This is a genomic window from Streptomyces sp. NPDC091279 (genome assembly GCF_044757465.1).
GTDB lineage: Bacteria > Actinomycetota > Actinomycetes > Streptomycetales > Streptomycetaceae > Streptomyces.
In genome coordinates this window covers 608,122-622,410 of record NZ_JBIVVA010000002.1, presented here as the reverse complement: position 1 = coordinate 622,410, position 14,289 = coordinate 608,122, and the positions used below count along the sequence as shown (strand labels likewise).

Genomic DNA, 14,289 nt, shown 5'->3' with positions numbered 1-14,289 from the left:
GCTCACCAATGGACGCCATCGGTTGTTGGGGCCCAGGGGCGGTAGGACACTGGAGCGCATGGAGCCCACGTCCCCGGACGAGGACCGCACGCTGGTGGACCAGGCGTTCCGCCAGGCGTCGTTCTCGCTGTCGGTCTTCGACACCGCCCAGCGCTACGTCCGGCTCAACGACGAGGCCGGCCAGGTGATGGGGGCCGACGAGGAGACCCTGCGCGGCCAGGTCTTCCCGTTCGGTGTGCCGCCGGACGTCAACCAGCTGGGCACCCTGGAGGCGCTGCGCGAGGTGGCCGCGACGGGCAAACCCACCCACTACGAGGCATACAACCGGGCACCGTCCGGCATCCGGGAGCACGCGTGGAACCTGGAGCTGTGGCCGATCAGGGACGCGTCCGGCGAGGTGCGCGCGGTCGGGATGGCCGGGTTCGACAGCAGTGAGCAGCACTGGGCCCGGCAGCGCCTCGCCATCCTCGACGAGGCCGCGGTCTCGATCGGCACCAGCCTCGATCTCGACCGCACGGCCAGGGAACTCGCCGAGCTGGTCGTGCCCAGGTTCGCCGATTTCGCCAGCGTGGATCTGCTCGAAGCGGTGATGCACGGGGACGAGCCGCCGCACGCGGGCCCGGACGGCACCCTCACGCTGCGTCGGCTCGCGTACGTCTCCGCGGACCCCGCCGCCCCCGAGGGCGTCATCCCGCTGGGCGCCACCGACATGTACCCGCCGTACTCGCCGCCTGCCCAGGCGCTGCGGTCCGGGCTGCCGGTGCTCGGCAGGGGCGGGGAGGCCGACTTCGACCGGTGGCTGGCGGCGGCCCCGGCGCGGGCCGAGCAGCTCCACGGGCACCACCTGACGGCGTCGGTGCTGGCGGTGCCGTTGATCGCCCGTTCCACCACGCTCGGGGTGGCCATGCTGGTGCGCACCCGGCCCGACGCCTTCAACCAGGACGACTTCGCGCTGGCCAGGGAGCTGGCCGGGCGGGCGGCGCTGTGCATCGACAACGCCCGCCGCTACACCCGCGAGCGCACCACGGCGCTCGCCCTCCAGGAGAGCCTGCTGCCGCGCGGGCCGACCCCGCAGTCGGCCGTGGACGTCGCCTGCCGTTATCTGCCGACGGATTCGCGGGCCGGGGTCGGCGGTGACTGGTTCGACATCCTCCAGCTGTCCGGGGCGCGGGTCGGGCTCATCGTCGGCGATGTGGTCGGCCACGGCATCCGGGCGTCCGCCGCGATGGGCCGGCTGCGGACGGCCGTGCAGACGCTGGCCGATGTCGATCTGCCGCCCGACGAACTCCTCGCCCACCTCGACGACCTGGTGCTGCGGCTCGGCGGCGACGCCGAGATGGGGGGCCGTCCCGACGCCGGTGAGACGGGGGCGACCTGCCTGTACGCCGTCTACGACCCGGTGTCGTGCAAGCTGACCGTGGCCAGTGCCGGGCATCCGCTGCCCGTGCTGCTGCTGCCCGACGGGACGACGCGCAGCCCGAAGGTGCGGGTCGGTCCGGTGCTCGGGGTGGGCGGGCTGCCGTTCGAGAGCACGGAGGTCGAACTGCCCGAGGGGACCCTCCTGGCCCTGTTCACCGACGGGTTGATCGAGTCGCGCGACCCGGACCCGGACGTCGGCACGGCGCTGCTGCACCGGACCCTGGCCGACTCCGGCTCCGCCTCCCTGGAGGACCGGTGCGACCAGGTGCTGTCCGCCCTGCTGCCCGAGCATCCCCGGGACGATGTCGCCCTGGTGCTGGCGCGTACCCGGGCCCTGGGCTCCGGTCAGGTCCGGGTCTGGGACCTGCCCGCCGATGTCGCCGTCGTCGCCGAGGCCCGCCGCCTGGCCACGGACCAGCTGGCGGAGTGGGGTCTTGAGGAGGCCGGTTTCATCACCGAACTCGTCGTCAGTGAACTGGTCACCAACGCCATCCGCTACGGCGCCGAGCCGATCCAGCTCCGTCTGATCCACGACCGCGCCCTCATCTGCGAGGTGTCCGACGGCAACTCGACCTCGCCGCATCTGCGCCGGGCCCGGATCTTCGACGAGGGTGGCCGCGGGCTCCTCCTGGTCGCGCAGCTCTCCAGCAGCTGGGGCACCCGGCACACCCCGACCGGCAAGACCATCTGGGCCGAACAGTCCCTGCCGCCCGCCGTCTAGGGTGTCCAGGCCGTGTCGGCCGCCTGGGCCGTCGGGTACATCGGGAAGACCTGGTCCAGCCCGACGATCCGGAAGATGCGCCCGATGTGGTCGGGAACGCCGGCCAGGGCGATGTCCGCCTCGGCGGCCAGGGCGTGGTTGCGGGCGGCGATCAGGGCGGTGATGCCGCTGGAGTCGCAGAAGGTGACGCCGGTCAGGTCGATGACGAGGCGGCGCCCTGCCGGGAGGGTGAGCCGGGGCAGCAGGTCACGGACCTGGGAGAAGCTGGCGTGGTCGAGTTCGCCGGTCAGTTCGACGACGGGCCCGGCGGGGGCGGTCCTGGTGTGGACGGCGAGGTGGCTCACGGCTGGTGCCCTTCGCTGGCGGGTCGGGGCACGTTGATGGCGAGGACGGCGGTGTCGTCGTCGACGCCCACGCCGAGGGTGTCGAGCAGGTCGCGGATCGCGGCGATGGCGCCGGAGGCGGTGGTGGGGGCGAGGGCCCGGGCGAAGTCGAGGAGGGCCTCGTCGCCGTAGCGGCCGCCGTCGCGGATCGTGCCGTTCTGTGCCGTGTGGGCCTCGGTGAGGCCGTCGGTGTGCAGGAGCAGGGTGTCACCGGCCTCCAGGTGGAGGCTGGTGGTGGCGATCTGGACGTCGGGCAGGGCGCCGATGAGCTGTCCGCCGGGGGTGGGCAGAGGGGCGACGCCGCCGTCGGCGCGCAGCAGCAGCGCCGGTGGATGGCCGCCGCTGGCCAGCGTGATGCGGAAGCCGCCGTGGTCGGCGTCGGGGGTGAGCAGGCCGAACACGACGGTGCAGAAGCGCGGGTCGTGCCCGTTGTACTCGTGGTTGAGGACGGTGTTGAGGTTGTGCAGAACGGCGGCCGGGTCGGGGTCGTAGACGGCGGCGGCGCGCAGCGTGTAGCGGGCCAGGGAGGTGACGGCCGCGGCGGCGGCGCCCTTGCCGCAGACGTCGCCGAGGAACAGGCCCCAGGTGCCGTCGGCGAGCGGGAAGAGGTCGTAGAAGTCGCCGCCGACCTGGTCGACGGAGGCGATGTGGTAGTGCGCGGCGACGTCGAGCCCTGGCACGTTCACCAGGGCCGGGGGCAGCAGGGTCTGCTGGAGGGTGGCGTTGAGGCGTTTGAGTTCCTCGCGTTCGCGTTCCGCTTCCTGGCGGGCGCGCAGCAGTTCGGTCTCGTAGGCGCGGCGGTCGCGGGCGTCGAAGAGGGTGGTGCGGATCAGCAGCGGGCGGCCGTCGGCGTCGGACTTGACGGTGGAGGTGACCAAAACGGGCAGCCGGGCGCCGTCGGCGGTCTTCAGCTCCAGGGCGATGCCGCTGACCTCGCCCTGCATGCGCAGCAGCGGGGCGTAGTGGGTCTCGTGGTAGATGCGGCCGCCGACGGTCAGCAGGTCGGCGAAGGTCTTCTGGCCGATCAGGTCGTCCCGGGCGTGCCCGAGCCAGTCGAGGAGGGTGGTGTTGATCTTCGCGATCGTGCCGTCGAGGAGGGTGGAGAGGTAGCCGCACGGCGCGTGTTCGTAGAGGTCCTCGGCGCTGTCCTCCAGGAGCGCGGAGAGCGCCGTCTGATCGTCGTCGTCGATCCGGTGCGTCACGGGGCGGCCGGTACGAAGTCGGCGATCGCGGCGGCGGTCTCCTCGGGGGCGGCCAGCTGGGGGCAGTGGCCGGTCGCGTTCAGGGTGATCAGGCGGCTGCCGCGGATCTGGGAGCGCACGAACTCGCCGACCTCCGGGGGCGCGATCGCGTCGTGGGAGCACTGGGCGACCAGGGTGGGCACGGTGACACCGGCGAGGTCGGCGCGGTGGTCGGACAGGAACGTCACGCGGGCGAAGACACGGGCGATGTCGGGGTCGGTGCGGCAGAAGCTGTTGGCCAACTCCTCGCCCAGCTCGGGGCGTTCGGGGTTGCCCATGATGACCGGGGCCATCGCGCCCGACCAGCCCAGATAGTTGGCGTCCAGGGAGCCGAGGAGTTCGTCGATGTCCTCGGCGCTGAATCCGCCGCGGTAGCCGGTCGCCGGGTCGTCGATGAAGCAGGGCGAGGGGGTGAGCAGCACCAGGGAGGTGAACGCCTCGGGCTCGCGCGCGGCGGCCAGTACGCCCATCGAGGCGCTCACCGAGTGCCCGACGAACGTGACGGGGCCGAGCGCCAGTTCACGGCAGATCTCCAGGACGTCGTCGGTGTAGCCGTCCAGCGTGGAGTAGCGCGCGCGGCTCCACGCGGACAGGTCGGAGCGGCCGGCTCCCACATGGTCGAAGAGGACCACGGTGAAGTCGCGTTCCAGCCGGGGCAGCACCCGGCGCCACATGTTCTGGTCGCAGCCGAAGCCGTGCGCCAGCATCACCACCGGCCCTCCGGCGCGGCCGGACACCGTCACATGATTTCTGCCGCGCACATCCATGCGGCCCATCCTCGCAGACCGCCTCTCCCGGTCCGCCGGGTCGATGTGCCTGGTCACCGTGGGTGTGCGGGGGAGGGTGCTCAAGCGGGCAGCAGGCCGGTGCGGAGCTTGGTGAGGGTGCGGGTGAGCAGTCGCGATATGTGCATCTGGGACAGGTTCAGTTCGCTGCCGATCTCCGCCTGGGTCATCTCCCGGCCGAAGCGCATCTCGATGATGGTCCGTTCCCTGTCGTCGAGGCGCTGGAGCAGCGGGCCGAGCGCGTGCAGGTCCTCGAACAGGTCGAGGGCCGGGTCGACGTCGCCCATGGTGTCGGCGTACTTCGGCCCGTCGTCGGCCTCGTCGTCGCCGCCCGGGGTGTCGATGGACCCGGCGACATAGCCGTTGGCGGCGACCAGGCCGTCGATGACCTCTTCCTCGGTGAGGTTCAGGTGGGCGGCGAGTTCCTTGACCGTGGGGGTGCGGCCCAGTTCGACGACGAGGGCCTCCTTGCTGCGGGCGAGGTCGAGGCGGAGTTCCTGGAGGCGGCGGGGGACATGCACGGCCCAGGTGGTGTCGCGGAAGAAGCGCTTGATCTCGCCGACGATGTAGGGGATCGCGAACGACGTGAACTCGACCTCGCGGGTCAGGTCGAAGCGGTCGATGGCCTTGATCAGGCCGACCGTGCCGACCTGGATGACGTCCTCCATGTCGCCGCTGCCCCGGTTGCGGAACCGGCGGGCCGCGAAGGCGACGAGGGACAGGTTCATCTCGATCAGCGTGTTGCGGGCGTACTGGTGCTCGGGGGTGCCCTCTTCCAGGACGTTCAGCCGCTGGAGGAACAGCCGGGACAGGGCGCGCGCGTCGCTGGGGGCGACCTTGCCCGCGTCCTCGATCCACGGCAGGTCCTCGGTGACCTGCGGTGCGGGGGTGAGAGCGGGCGCTTCACAGGCGTTCACGGAAACCACGGTGCCGCCTTAGATGGAGAGCAGAGTGACCGTCTCCTGCCCGATCCCACCCTTCTCATGTCCACCCGCGGCACCTTTTTTCGTCAGTGGCCGAAAAAAGGTGCTCCAGTGGTGGCGATCTGAACACGTCCCATATGCGCAGATTCTCCGCATTCCTCCGGCAGACTTGGCCCGCCAACGGCAGCGCGGGCGGGATGAACGGCCCGCGCTGTTCCGCCTCGACCTCTCGGAGGGCTGACCCGTGAGTCTGACGGGGGCGTTGTTCTTCGTTCTGCTGATCGTGATCACGGTGCTCTGCGTGATCGGGACCATGGTGCTGTGGTCGCGGCTGCGCGGGCCCCGTCCGCTGCGCTGGCTGCTGCGGTTCCTGATGATCGCCCTGTGCCAGCTCACCGCGATCTCCGTGGTGGCGACCTGGATCAACGACGACTACGGCCTGTACGCCTCCTGGGACGACCTGCTGGGCGTGGACAACGGCACCGTCTCCATGTTCGGTCCGCCGGTCAACCGCGCCGCCTTCACGCGCGGTGACGCGGGCACCCTGGACACCTACTTCCGCGGCCGGCACTCGCACATGGCCGGGCAGGTGATCGTCTGGACGCCCCCGCAGTACAAGGAGGCGAAGCACCGGCACACGCGGTTCCCGGTCGTGCTGCTGCTGCACGGGGTGCCGGGCAGCCCGGCGTCCTGGCTGGAGCACGGGGGCATGCCGGGGGACTTCCGCCGGCTCATGGAGGCCGGAACCAGCCATCCGTTCATCCTGGCGATGCCGGTGATCGATCCGGGCGGCGTCAACACCGACTGCACCGACCAGCGTCAGGGGAAGGTCGCCACATGGGTCGCCCGGGACGTGCCGGAACTCCTGAGCCACAGGTTCCGCACCCTGTCCGGGCCGCAGGGGTGGGCCCTGATGGGGTTCTCCACCGGCGGGTTCTGTGCCGCCGGCCTCCCGCTGGCCTACCCGAAGGTCTTCGGCCCGGCCGCCGCCCTCGACCCCGACCCGCTCACCGGCGACCCCGGGGTGATCACGAACGCGGCCGACCGTGAGCGGACCAGCCCGACCTACCTGGTGAAGCACACCAAGGTGGCGACGCACCTGTTCCTCGCCACGTCGGCCGAGGACCCGGACAGCCCGCCGCGCTCTCTGCGCCAGTTCGAGCGAGCCGCCGCCGGTACCGGCGTCACGACGCAGGTCACGGTGGTGCCGACCGGGGGCCACAACTACAACACCTGGACGCGGTTCTACCCGGCGGCCTTCAGCTTCCTCAGCCGCCACACCACCGCGCCGACCGGCTGACCCGCGCGGCCCGACCTCACGTCCCGGCCAGTGGGTTGGGCAACGGCAGATAGCGGGCGTCGGCTCCGTCGGCGCCGGTCCAGCGCAGCAGCAGGTTGGTCTTGCCGGGCAGGGTGGGTGCGGTGAGCAGCCCGGCGGCCTCGGGCAGCGGGTGCCCCGCGAGGAGCCGCCGCAGGGCGGGCCACGGATCGAATCCGCGGTGCCGTTCCGCGAGCGCCCCGGCCACCTCCACGAGGTTGTTGACGACCAGGCAGTACACCAGCCGCTCCCAGCCCGCCGCCCGCGTCACCTCCCCCACCAGTTTCACGCCCTCCGCGTCCCGGAACAGCGCCTGCACGGGCAGCCCGCCCGCGTCCACCGCGACCAGCGTGTTCTGAAGATGCGCCTCCAGCACCACCCCGTGCTCCGCGAACGCCGTCAGCGCGGGCGGCACCACCTGCGCGAGGTAGGCCTCCCACCAGGCGCCGGGGTCGGCGCTCTCCAGCGGGCTGCCGGGGAACCCCTCGACGAGCCCGGCCGCGAGCAGCGGGGTCGCGCCGGGCACCAGACCCGGGCGCAGGCCGTCGCGGACCAGCACGGCGAGTTCCTCGAAGGCGAAGTCGACGGTGCGGTATCCGCGGTCGTTGAGCCAGCGGGCCGCTCCCGGCAGCGCGGCGAAGGCGTCGGTCACGGCCGCGTCGATACGGCGCAGCTTCAGCAGGTCGTGGCGCCACAGCCGACGGATGTCGTTGGTGATGCGCACATCGAGGCTGAACTTCAGGAAGAGGTCGGCCTCGGGGGCGTACACGGTACGGATCGCGGCGGTGGGCCAGGCGTCGGGCGCGGCCGTGCCGATCGCGATCAGCCGCCTGTCGGCGAAGGCGTCCGCCAACTCCGGCCCGACCAGGTCGAGTTGCCAGGGATGCGCGGGCAGCAGCCGGTAGCCGGGCGGGGCCTCACCGAGGGCGTCGAGCGCCGAGGTGTCGCCCTCCTCGACGACGGTGTCCTCGCGGGCGCCGAGCAGCACCAGCGGGAACGCGGCGTACGCCTCGGGCGCGTACGGCAGCCAGCCCGCCGCCGGTCCACCGCCGCGCGCCTTGGGCGCCGGGTGGTACGGGTGCCCGGTGATCAGGCACTGCTCGGAACGCCGGTACGGGTCGTCCGGTGCCGTGGTGCGGTCGCGGGCGGCGAGCAGGGCGGCGACCGTGTCCCGGCTGTCGGCCATCTCGGCGGGGAGTTCGTGGCTGGACAGGCCGGTGTGGGCGCGCAGTTCCTCGGCGACGAGTTTCACCAGCTCGGCGTGGTCGAGCCGGTGCCAGCGGCCGCCCGCGTCCACCTCGGGCTCGGCAGGGCGCCGCAGGCCGCGCACCCGCAGCAGCCGCCCCGTGCCGGGCAACCGGAACACGGTGCGGTCACCGGAGCCGGGGGCGGACGGGGCGGTGGGGTCGGGTTCGGCGGTGGGGTGGGGCTGGGCGATCTCGCGGAGCAGGCAGTTGAGGAGCGGGGCCGAGGCGTATCTGTCGGCGCGGGCGGCGTCGGCACGGAGAGGGTCGGCGCGGAGGGGGTCGGCGCGGGGGGCGTCGGCAGGGGTGGCGTCGGCGCGGTCGGGCCGGGGCAAGGGTTCCACGCGATTCCACTCGTTCCGTGAGGTCCGTTCGGACGGAGACGATCAGTATGGGTGCAGGCCGGAGATGATCAGTATGGATGCGCTCCCCCGCACGTCCGTGACGCCCCACTCGTACCCGAGGAGACCCCCCGTGCACCGTCCTCACCCCGCGGAGGCCGACGTCGCCGCCGCGCTGGCCGCCGTTCGCCCGGATCTGGAGGCGCGGTACGCGGCCGAGGTGCCGGGGGCCCGGGCGGCCGTTCTGACGCGGCTGTGGCGGGCGTTGGCGTTCGAGCCGTTGCCGTGGATCGCCGGGCGGGAGACGGGCCGGGACGGGCTCACCGTGCGGCTCGGTGACGGACGTCGGCTGCACGGCCCGGCGCCGGACCCGTACGCCACCGACGGTCACGTCCAGGTCGTCCGGCTGGCCGGGGTCGACCACGACCACCCGGCGCGGCTGGTCACCGACCTCGCGGTGCCGCACGGGACGGAGTTCGCCGCCGAACTCGCCGACAGTGTGGCCTCGTCGGCCCTGTCGCGGGCCGGTCAGGAACCGGCGGACGGGACGTGGCCCGACACCGACTGGGGGTGGGAGCAGCGGATCGTGGACGGGCACCCGTACCACCCCAACTGCCGTTCCCGGCCCGGCTTCTCGGTGGCCGAGCAGCTGGCGTACGGGCCCGAGCACCGCCCGCTGGTGGAGCTGGGCCTGCTGCCGGTGCGGGCGGCGGAGTGCCTGGTGTCGGGTGCGTGGCCGAGTGAACTGCGGGACGGGGAACGGCTGTTGCTGCCGGTGCATCCGTGGCAGGCGGCGCACGTCCTGAAGCGGACGCCCGAACCGGGGCCCACGGGGCACCCGTTGATGGCGCTCAGGACCCTCGCGGTGTCCGGGGGGACGCACGTCAAAACGGCGTTGAGCGCCCGGCTGACGTCCTCGGTGCGGGACATCTCCGCGTACTCGATCGGTATCTCGGCGGTGCTGTCGGAGTTCGCGGAGTCCCTCGCCGCCCGCTCGGAGGGGCTGGTGCACATGACGCGCACGCGGGGTGCCGCCACCGCCCACTCCCCCGACCTCGCGGCCGTGCTGCGGGAGTCGCCCAAGGTGTACGCGGACCGGGGCGCGGGCGAACGGGTCGTCCCGGTGGCCGCGCTCGCCACCACCGGGCTGCCCCAATCCCCTTCCTGGCTGGGCGAGTTCGCGCGGCTCGCGCTCACGGCGGGGCTGCGGCTGCTGGAGCAGGGCGTGGCCCTGGAGGCGCACGGCCAGAACCTCCTGGTGGTGCTGTCCGCCACCGGCGCCCCGCTGCGCCTGGTCTACCGCGACCTCGCCGACATCCGGGTCAGCCCCGCCCGCCTGAAGCGGCACGGCATCCCGGTACCGGAGTTGACCGGACGGATCGTCACCGACGACGAAACGACCCTGCGCCGCAAGCTGTTCGGCTCCCTGGTGGCCGGCGCCCTCGCGGCCACGGCGGGCTCGGCGCCGGCGTTGCGGGACGCGCTGGAGACCGCCGTTCGGGATGTTCCCGTTACCTCCGATCTGGCCGCGCTGCTCGAAGAGCCGTTGCCCACCAAGGCGTTGACGCTGATGCGGCTGTCGCCGGGGACGCCCGGGGACCAGTGGACGACGTTGCCGAGTCCGCTGCGCTGACAGCGGGTCCACAGTCCCGTGCGGTGACGGGTTCAACCTCCTTTCCGTGGACACGTTTTGGAGCCGGGCCGCTCTCCTCAATAAGATCCGCCGATGATCAGAAGACAACGGCTGGCGGCCGGGGCGTTGGCCCTGCTCGCCACCCTGGCGGCCGGGCTCGCGTTCCCAGCCACGGCGGTGGCCGGCGAGCCCACGGGCGAGAGCGCTCCGAAGGTCGACCTCGTCCTCGACGTCAGCGGTTCCATGCGGACCCGCGACATCGACGGCGGGACCCGGATGGCGGCGGCGAAGCAGGCGTTCAACGAGGTGCTCGACGCGACGCCCGAGGAGGTGGAGCTCGGCATCCGCACGCTCGGCGCCGACTATCCCGGCGACGACCGCACGACGGGCTGCAAGGACACCGCGCAGCTCTATCCGGTCGGCCCGCTGGACCGCACCGAGGCGAAGACGGCGGTGGCGACCCTCTCGCCCACCGGCTGGACGCCGATCGGCCCGGCCCTGCTGAAGGCCGCCGACGACCTGGACGCGGGCGCCGGTTCGAAGCGGATCGTGCTGATCAGTGACGGTGAGGACACCTGCGCGCCGCTCGACCCGTGCGAGGTGGCCCGCGAGATCGCCGCCCGGGGCGTCGGGCTGACCATCGACACGCTGGGCCTCGTGCCGAACACCAAGCTGCGCCAGCAGCTCAGTTGTATCGCCGAGGCGACCGGCGGCACCTACACCTCCGTCGAGCACACCACCGAACTCACCGACAAGGTCAACCAGTTGGTGGACCGCGCGGCCGACCCGGTGGTGACGCCGGTGGCGACCACGGGCGCCGCGCAGTGCGCGAAGGCGCCCACCCTGAAGTCGGGTCTGTACACGGACCGCGAGGAGTTCTCGCAGCAGCGCTGGTACCGCGTGGACGTCAACCCCGGCCAGGAGCTGCGGGCTTCGGTGAGCGTGGCGGCCGACCGGTCGATGAACCCGGACTACTCGGTGCTGCTGCGGGCGGTGACGGCGAGCGGCCGTGAGATCGTGCGGGGCGAGTCGGCGGGCACCGGCCGCACCGACGTGATCTCGACCGGCCTGCGCTACCCGAAGGCCGAGAGCGACGACGACGAGGCGCCGGCCGAGTCGGTCTGCCTCCAGGTCACCAACTCCTTCTCGCCGACGTCCGGGGTGAAGACCACGCCCGGTATGCCGGTCGAGCTGACGGTGGACGTCGTCGACGGGCCCTCGCAGGCGAGCGACGTGGCGTCCTTCGGGCTCGGCCGCGGCTGGTGGCTGCTCGGGGTGCTGGTCCTGGTCGGCTTCCTGGCCGGTCTGCTGTGGGGCTGGGTGTCGCGATGGCGGGTCGCGGTCTGGAGGACCAACTGATGCGGATCACACGAGTGTTGGGCGTGGCGCTGCTGGCGCTCGGCTGCGCGGCGGGCCCGGCGGCGGCCGACTCCACGCCGTCCCCGAGCGCGTCGGACGACAGTGCGGCGCCCACCCGGGCGGGCACGTCGTTCCGTACGGCGACCGAGATCGAGCAGGACCAGCGGGCGACGGCGAGCGCGTCGGCGGGTGACTACCTGTACTGGTCGTTCGCGGCCGACGCGGGGCAGCGCCCGACGGTGAAGGCGACCGTCAAGCTGCCGGACGCGCACACCGCGCAGACCTGGCAGCTGGACGTGTACGACGGTCTGCGGCGCCGTCAGGCCTGCCAGTTCGGGGCGCAGACCCGCACCGTCGAGCAGGGCACCGCCTCGGCCGACCTGACCTGTGTGCTGCGCACGGTGCGGGCCTGGTCGGAGCCGTGGGCGGACGACCCGCTGCCGGGCACGTACTACGTCCGGCTCACGGCGGTGGGCCTGCCCGCGTCCGATCTGGGGCTGCCCGTCAGCACCTCGGTCGAGGTGGGCGCCGAGCACGTCGGCGGCCGGGCCGCGGTCGACGGTTCGCTGTCCCAGCCGTTGGTGCCGGGCATCGCCGTCACCTCCCAGCAGGAGGACGAGGACGCGACGACGTCGTCGGCCGTGCTGTCCAGCATCGAGCCGGACGGCGGCTGGTCGTCGGGCTGGTGGTCCGACCGCTGGGTGTGGACCGGGGTGGGGGCGATCCTGGCCGCGCTGGCCGGCATCGGCGGCTACGCGCTGACCCGGGGTTCGGGTCGCCCGGCGCGGATTCCACCGGGCGCGTGACGCGATGAACGCCCACATGACCTGACGTTTCTCACGTTCCTGATGTTTCTGACGTTCCCTCAGAAGGCCTGCCACGAGCGGGCCTTCTGTGCGTTCTGCGGGTTCCTCAGTCCTCCCGCAGGGCTTTGGCGAGCGCTCCCTCACCGGTCACCGTGACCCGCCCGTCCCGCACGGCGTCCAACAGACTCAACTCCCCCTGGGCAACGGCCACACAGGCGCCGGCGTCCACGACCAACCGCGCGTCGGGCTCGCCGGGCGCGGGCCCATCGCCGTACACGGGACCGTCCTCGGCGCCGACGTACAGGTGGAAGTCGCCTTCTTCCAGGCGGACTTCGACGAGTCCCGCCCCATCGAGAGAGTGCAGCAGCGGCAGCGCGAACCAGTGGGCGCGGAGCGCGTCCGTGGGCCGCCGCTCCCCCAGCTCCGCCCGCCCCCAGCCGCTGAGCGCTTGCAGCACCGGCAGCAACTCCCGCCCCCGCCCGGTCAGTTCGTACACGGAGGCGGCGCCGGGGGGCGGCAGCCGACGTCTGCTCACCAGGCCGTCCCGCTCCATGTCCTTGAGCCGGGAGGCGAGGACGTCGGTGCTCACGCCCGGCAGATCCGCGTGCAGGTCCGTGTAGCGGCGGGGACCGGCGAGGAGTTCGCGGACGATCAGCAGGGTCCAGCGGTCGCCGACGACATCGAGGGCGCGGGCGGCGGAGCAGTACTGGTCGTAGCTTCTGCGCGGTGACATGCGACGCAGTCTAGACATGTTGTTGGACTTTCCAAGCTCACACTTGGTAAAACCAAGCAACACACATTCTGAGGGGACGGCGCATGGAGTTCCGGCAGTCGAACAAGCTCAGCGAAGTCTGCTACGAGATCCGCGGCCCGGTGATCGAGCAGGCCGACGCGCTGGAGAAGGCGGGCCACAGCGTGCTGCGCCTGAACACGGGCAACCCTGCCCTGTTCGGCTTCGAGGCGCCCGAGGAGATCCTCCAGGACATGATCCGGATGCTCCCGCAGGCCCACGGCTACACCGACTCGCGCGGCATCCTCTCGGCCCGCCGCGCGGTCGCCCAGCGCTACCAGGCGCTCGGCCTGGAGGTCGGCGTCGACGACGTCTTCCTCGGCAACGGCGTGTCGGAGCTGATCTCCATGGCCGTCCAGGCGCTGATCGAGGACGGCGACGAGATCCTCATCCCGGCCCCGGACTTCCCGCTGTGGACGGCGGTGACGACGCTGGCCGGGGGTAAGGCGGTGCACTACCTCTGCGACGAGCAGGCCGAGTGGTACCCCGACCTCGACGACATGGCCGCGAAGATCACCGACCGCACCAAGGCCGTCGTCCTCATCAACCCGAACAACCCCACCGGCGCCGTCTACCCGAAGGAGATCGTCGAGGGCATCCTCGACCTGGCCCGCCGGCACGGCCTGATGGTCCTCGCCGACGAGATCTACGACCAGATCCTCTACGAGGACGCCGTGCACCACTCGGCCGCCGCGCTCGCCCCCGACCTCGTCGTCCTCACCTTCTGCGGCCTGTCGAAGACGTACCGGGTGGCCGGGTTCCGGTCCGGTTGGATGGTCGTCACCGGGCCGAGGCAGCACGCGCGCGACTATCTGGAGGGGCTCACGATGCTTGCCTCCATGCGCCTGTGCGCCAACGCGCCCGCCCAGTACGCCATTCAGGCCGCGCTCGGCGGCCGGCAGTCCATTCATGAACTGACCGCGCCGGGCGGCCGCCTGCACGAACAGCGCACGGTGGCCTGGGAGAAGCTCAACGAGATCCCCGGCGTGTCCTGCGTGAAGCCCAAGGGCGCGCTCTACGCGTTCCCGCGCATCGACCCCAAGGTGCATCCGATCCACGACGACGAGCGGTTCGTCCTGGACCTGCTGCTGCGCGAGAAGATCCAGGTCGTCCAGGGCACCGGCTTCAACTGGCCCACCCCCGACCACTTCCGCATCCTCACCCTGCCGCACGCGGACGACCTGGAGGCGGCGATCGGCCGCATCGGCCGCTTCCTGAGCGGATACCGCCAGTAGCGGATCTCGCCGGTGGCCGACGGCGGAATCCGGGGGCCGCTCCACGGCCGGACAGGTGCGGCGCCCCTGATGTCCTGGGTAGACCCTCCGT

General features: G+C 72.2%; 12 protein-coding genes. 6 read left to right on the top strand and 6 right to left on the bottom strand.

Translation table 11 applies throughout. The features are described 5' to 3' along the window. Window positions 1–58 precede the first annotated feature (58 nt). Entirely contained in the window at window positions 59–2,140 is a 2,082-nt protein-coding gene (locus ACIQOU_RS06285; RefSeq protein WP_401534335.1) for a SpoIIE family protein phosphatase, read from the top strand. On the opposite strand, the gene ACIQOU_RS06280 is transcribed toward ACIQOU_RS06285, so the two are convergent. The 4 genes from ACIQOU_RS06280 to ACIQOU_RS06265 form a co-directional block, all read right to left on the bottom strand. Next, entirely contained in the window at window positions 2,137–2,484 is a 348-nt protein-coding gene (locus ACIQOU_RS06280) for an STAS domain-containing protein (RefSeq protein WP_401534333.1), read from the bottom strand. The genes ACIQOU_RS06285 and ACIQOU_RS06280 overlap by 4 nt on opposite strands. Beyond that, on the bottom strand, window positions 2,481–3,725 hold the full coding sequence (locus ACIQOU_RS06275) for a PP2C family protein-serine/threonine phosphatase (RefSeq protein ID WP_401534332.1): 1,245 nt from the start codon (window positions 3,723–3,725) through the stop codon (window positions 2,481–2,483). Before ACIQOU_RS06275 ends, ACIQOU_RS06280 begins: the two co-directional genes overlap by 4 nt. Continuing rightward, entirely contained in the window at window positions 3,722–4,531 is an 810-nt protein-coding gene (locus ACIQOU_RS06270; RefSeq protein WP_401534330.1) for an alpha/beta fold hydrolase, read from the bottom strand. The genes ACIQOU_RS06275 and ACIQOU_RS06270 overlap by 4 nt, the downstream gene beginning before the upstream one ends. An 80-nt stretch (window positions 4,532–4,611) precedes the next feature. After that, window positions 4,612–5,466: an RNA polymerase sigma factor SigF gene (locus ACIQOU_RS06265; protein WP_401534328.1), complete on the bottom strand. Its 855-nt coding sequence runs from the start codon at window positions 5,464–5,466 to the stop codon at window positions 4,612–4,614. A gap of 250 nt (window positions 5,467–5,716) precedes the next feature. Here ACIQOU_RS06265 and ACIQOU_RS06260 point away from each other — a divergent pair, with 250 nt between their 5' ends. Beyond that, the gene (locus ACIQOU_RS06260; protein WP_401534326.1) at window positions 5,717–6,772 is read left to right on the top strand and encodes an alpha/beta hydrolase; all 1,056 of its coding nucleotides are present in this window, start codon (window positions 5,717–5,719) and stop codon (window positions 6,770–6,772) included. Between the two features lie 16 nt (window positions 6,773–6,788). Here ACIQOU_RS06260 and ACIQOU_RS06255 read toward each other — a convergent pair whose 3' ends face one another. Next, the gene (locus ACIQOU_RS06255; protein ID WP_401534324.1) at window positions 6,789–8,378 is read right to left on the bottom strand and encodes an IucA/IucC family protein; all 1,590 of its coding nucleotides are present in this window, start codon (window positions 8,376–8,378) and stop codon (window positions 6,789–6,791) included. 130 nt (window positions 8,379–8,508) lie between these two features. Between ACIQOU_RS06255 and ACIQOU_RS06250 the strand changes: the two genes are divergently transcribed. The 3 genes from ACIQOU_RS06250 (at window position 8,509) to ACIQOU_RS06240 (ending at window position 12,173) form a co-directional block, all read left to right on the top strand. After that, window positions 8,509–10,008 carry an IucA/IucC family protein gene (locus ACIQOU_RS06250; RefSeq protein WP_401534323.1) on the top strand — a complete coding sequence of 500 codons (1,500 nt, stop codon included), beginning with the start codon at window positions 8,509–8,511 and terminating at the stop codon, window positions 10,006–10,008. 93 nt (window positions 10,009–10,101) lie between these two features. Further along, entirely contained in the window at window positions 10,102–11,367 is a 1,266-nt protein-coding gene (locus ACIQOU_RS06245; protein WP_401534321.1) for a VWA domain-containing protein, read from the top strand. Further along, window positions 11,367–12,173, top strand: coding sequence for a hypothetical protein (locus ACIQOU_RS06240; protein ID WP_401534320.1), 807 nt, complete (start codon window positions 11,367–11,369; stop codon window positions 12,171–12,173). The genes ACIQOU_RS06245 and ACIQOU_RS06240 overlap by 1 nt, the downstream gene beginning before the upstream one ends. Window positions 12,174–12,279: 106 nt before the next feature. On the opposite strand, the gene ACIQOU_RS06235 is transcribed toward ACIQOU_RS06240, so the two are convergent. Then, the gene (locus tag ACIQOU_RS06235; RefSeq protein ID WP_401534318.1) at window positions 12,280–12,906 is read right to left on the bottom strand and encodes a winged helix-turn-helix transcriptional regulator; all 627 of its coding nucleotides are present in this window, start codon (window positions 12,904–12,906) and stop codon (window positions 12,280–12,282) included. 83 nt (window positions 12,907–12,989) lie between these two features. On the opposite strand from ACIQOU_RS06235, the gene ACIQOU_RS06230 reads away from it, so the two are divergent. Then, window positions 12,990–14,198: a pyridoxal phosphate-dependent aminotransferase gene (locus tag ACIQOU_RS06230; protein ID WP_401534315.1), complete on the top strand. Its 1,209-nt coding sequence runs from the start codon at window positions 12,990–12,992 to the stop codon at window positions 14,196–14,198. Window positions 14,199–14,289: the final 91 nt, after the last annotated feature.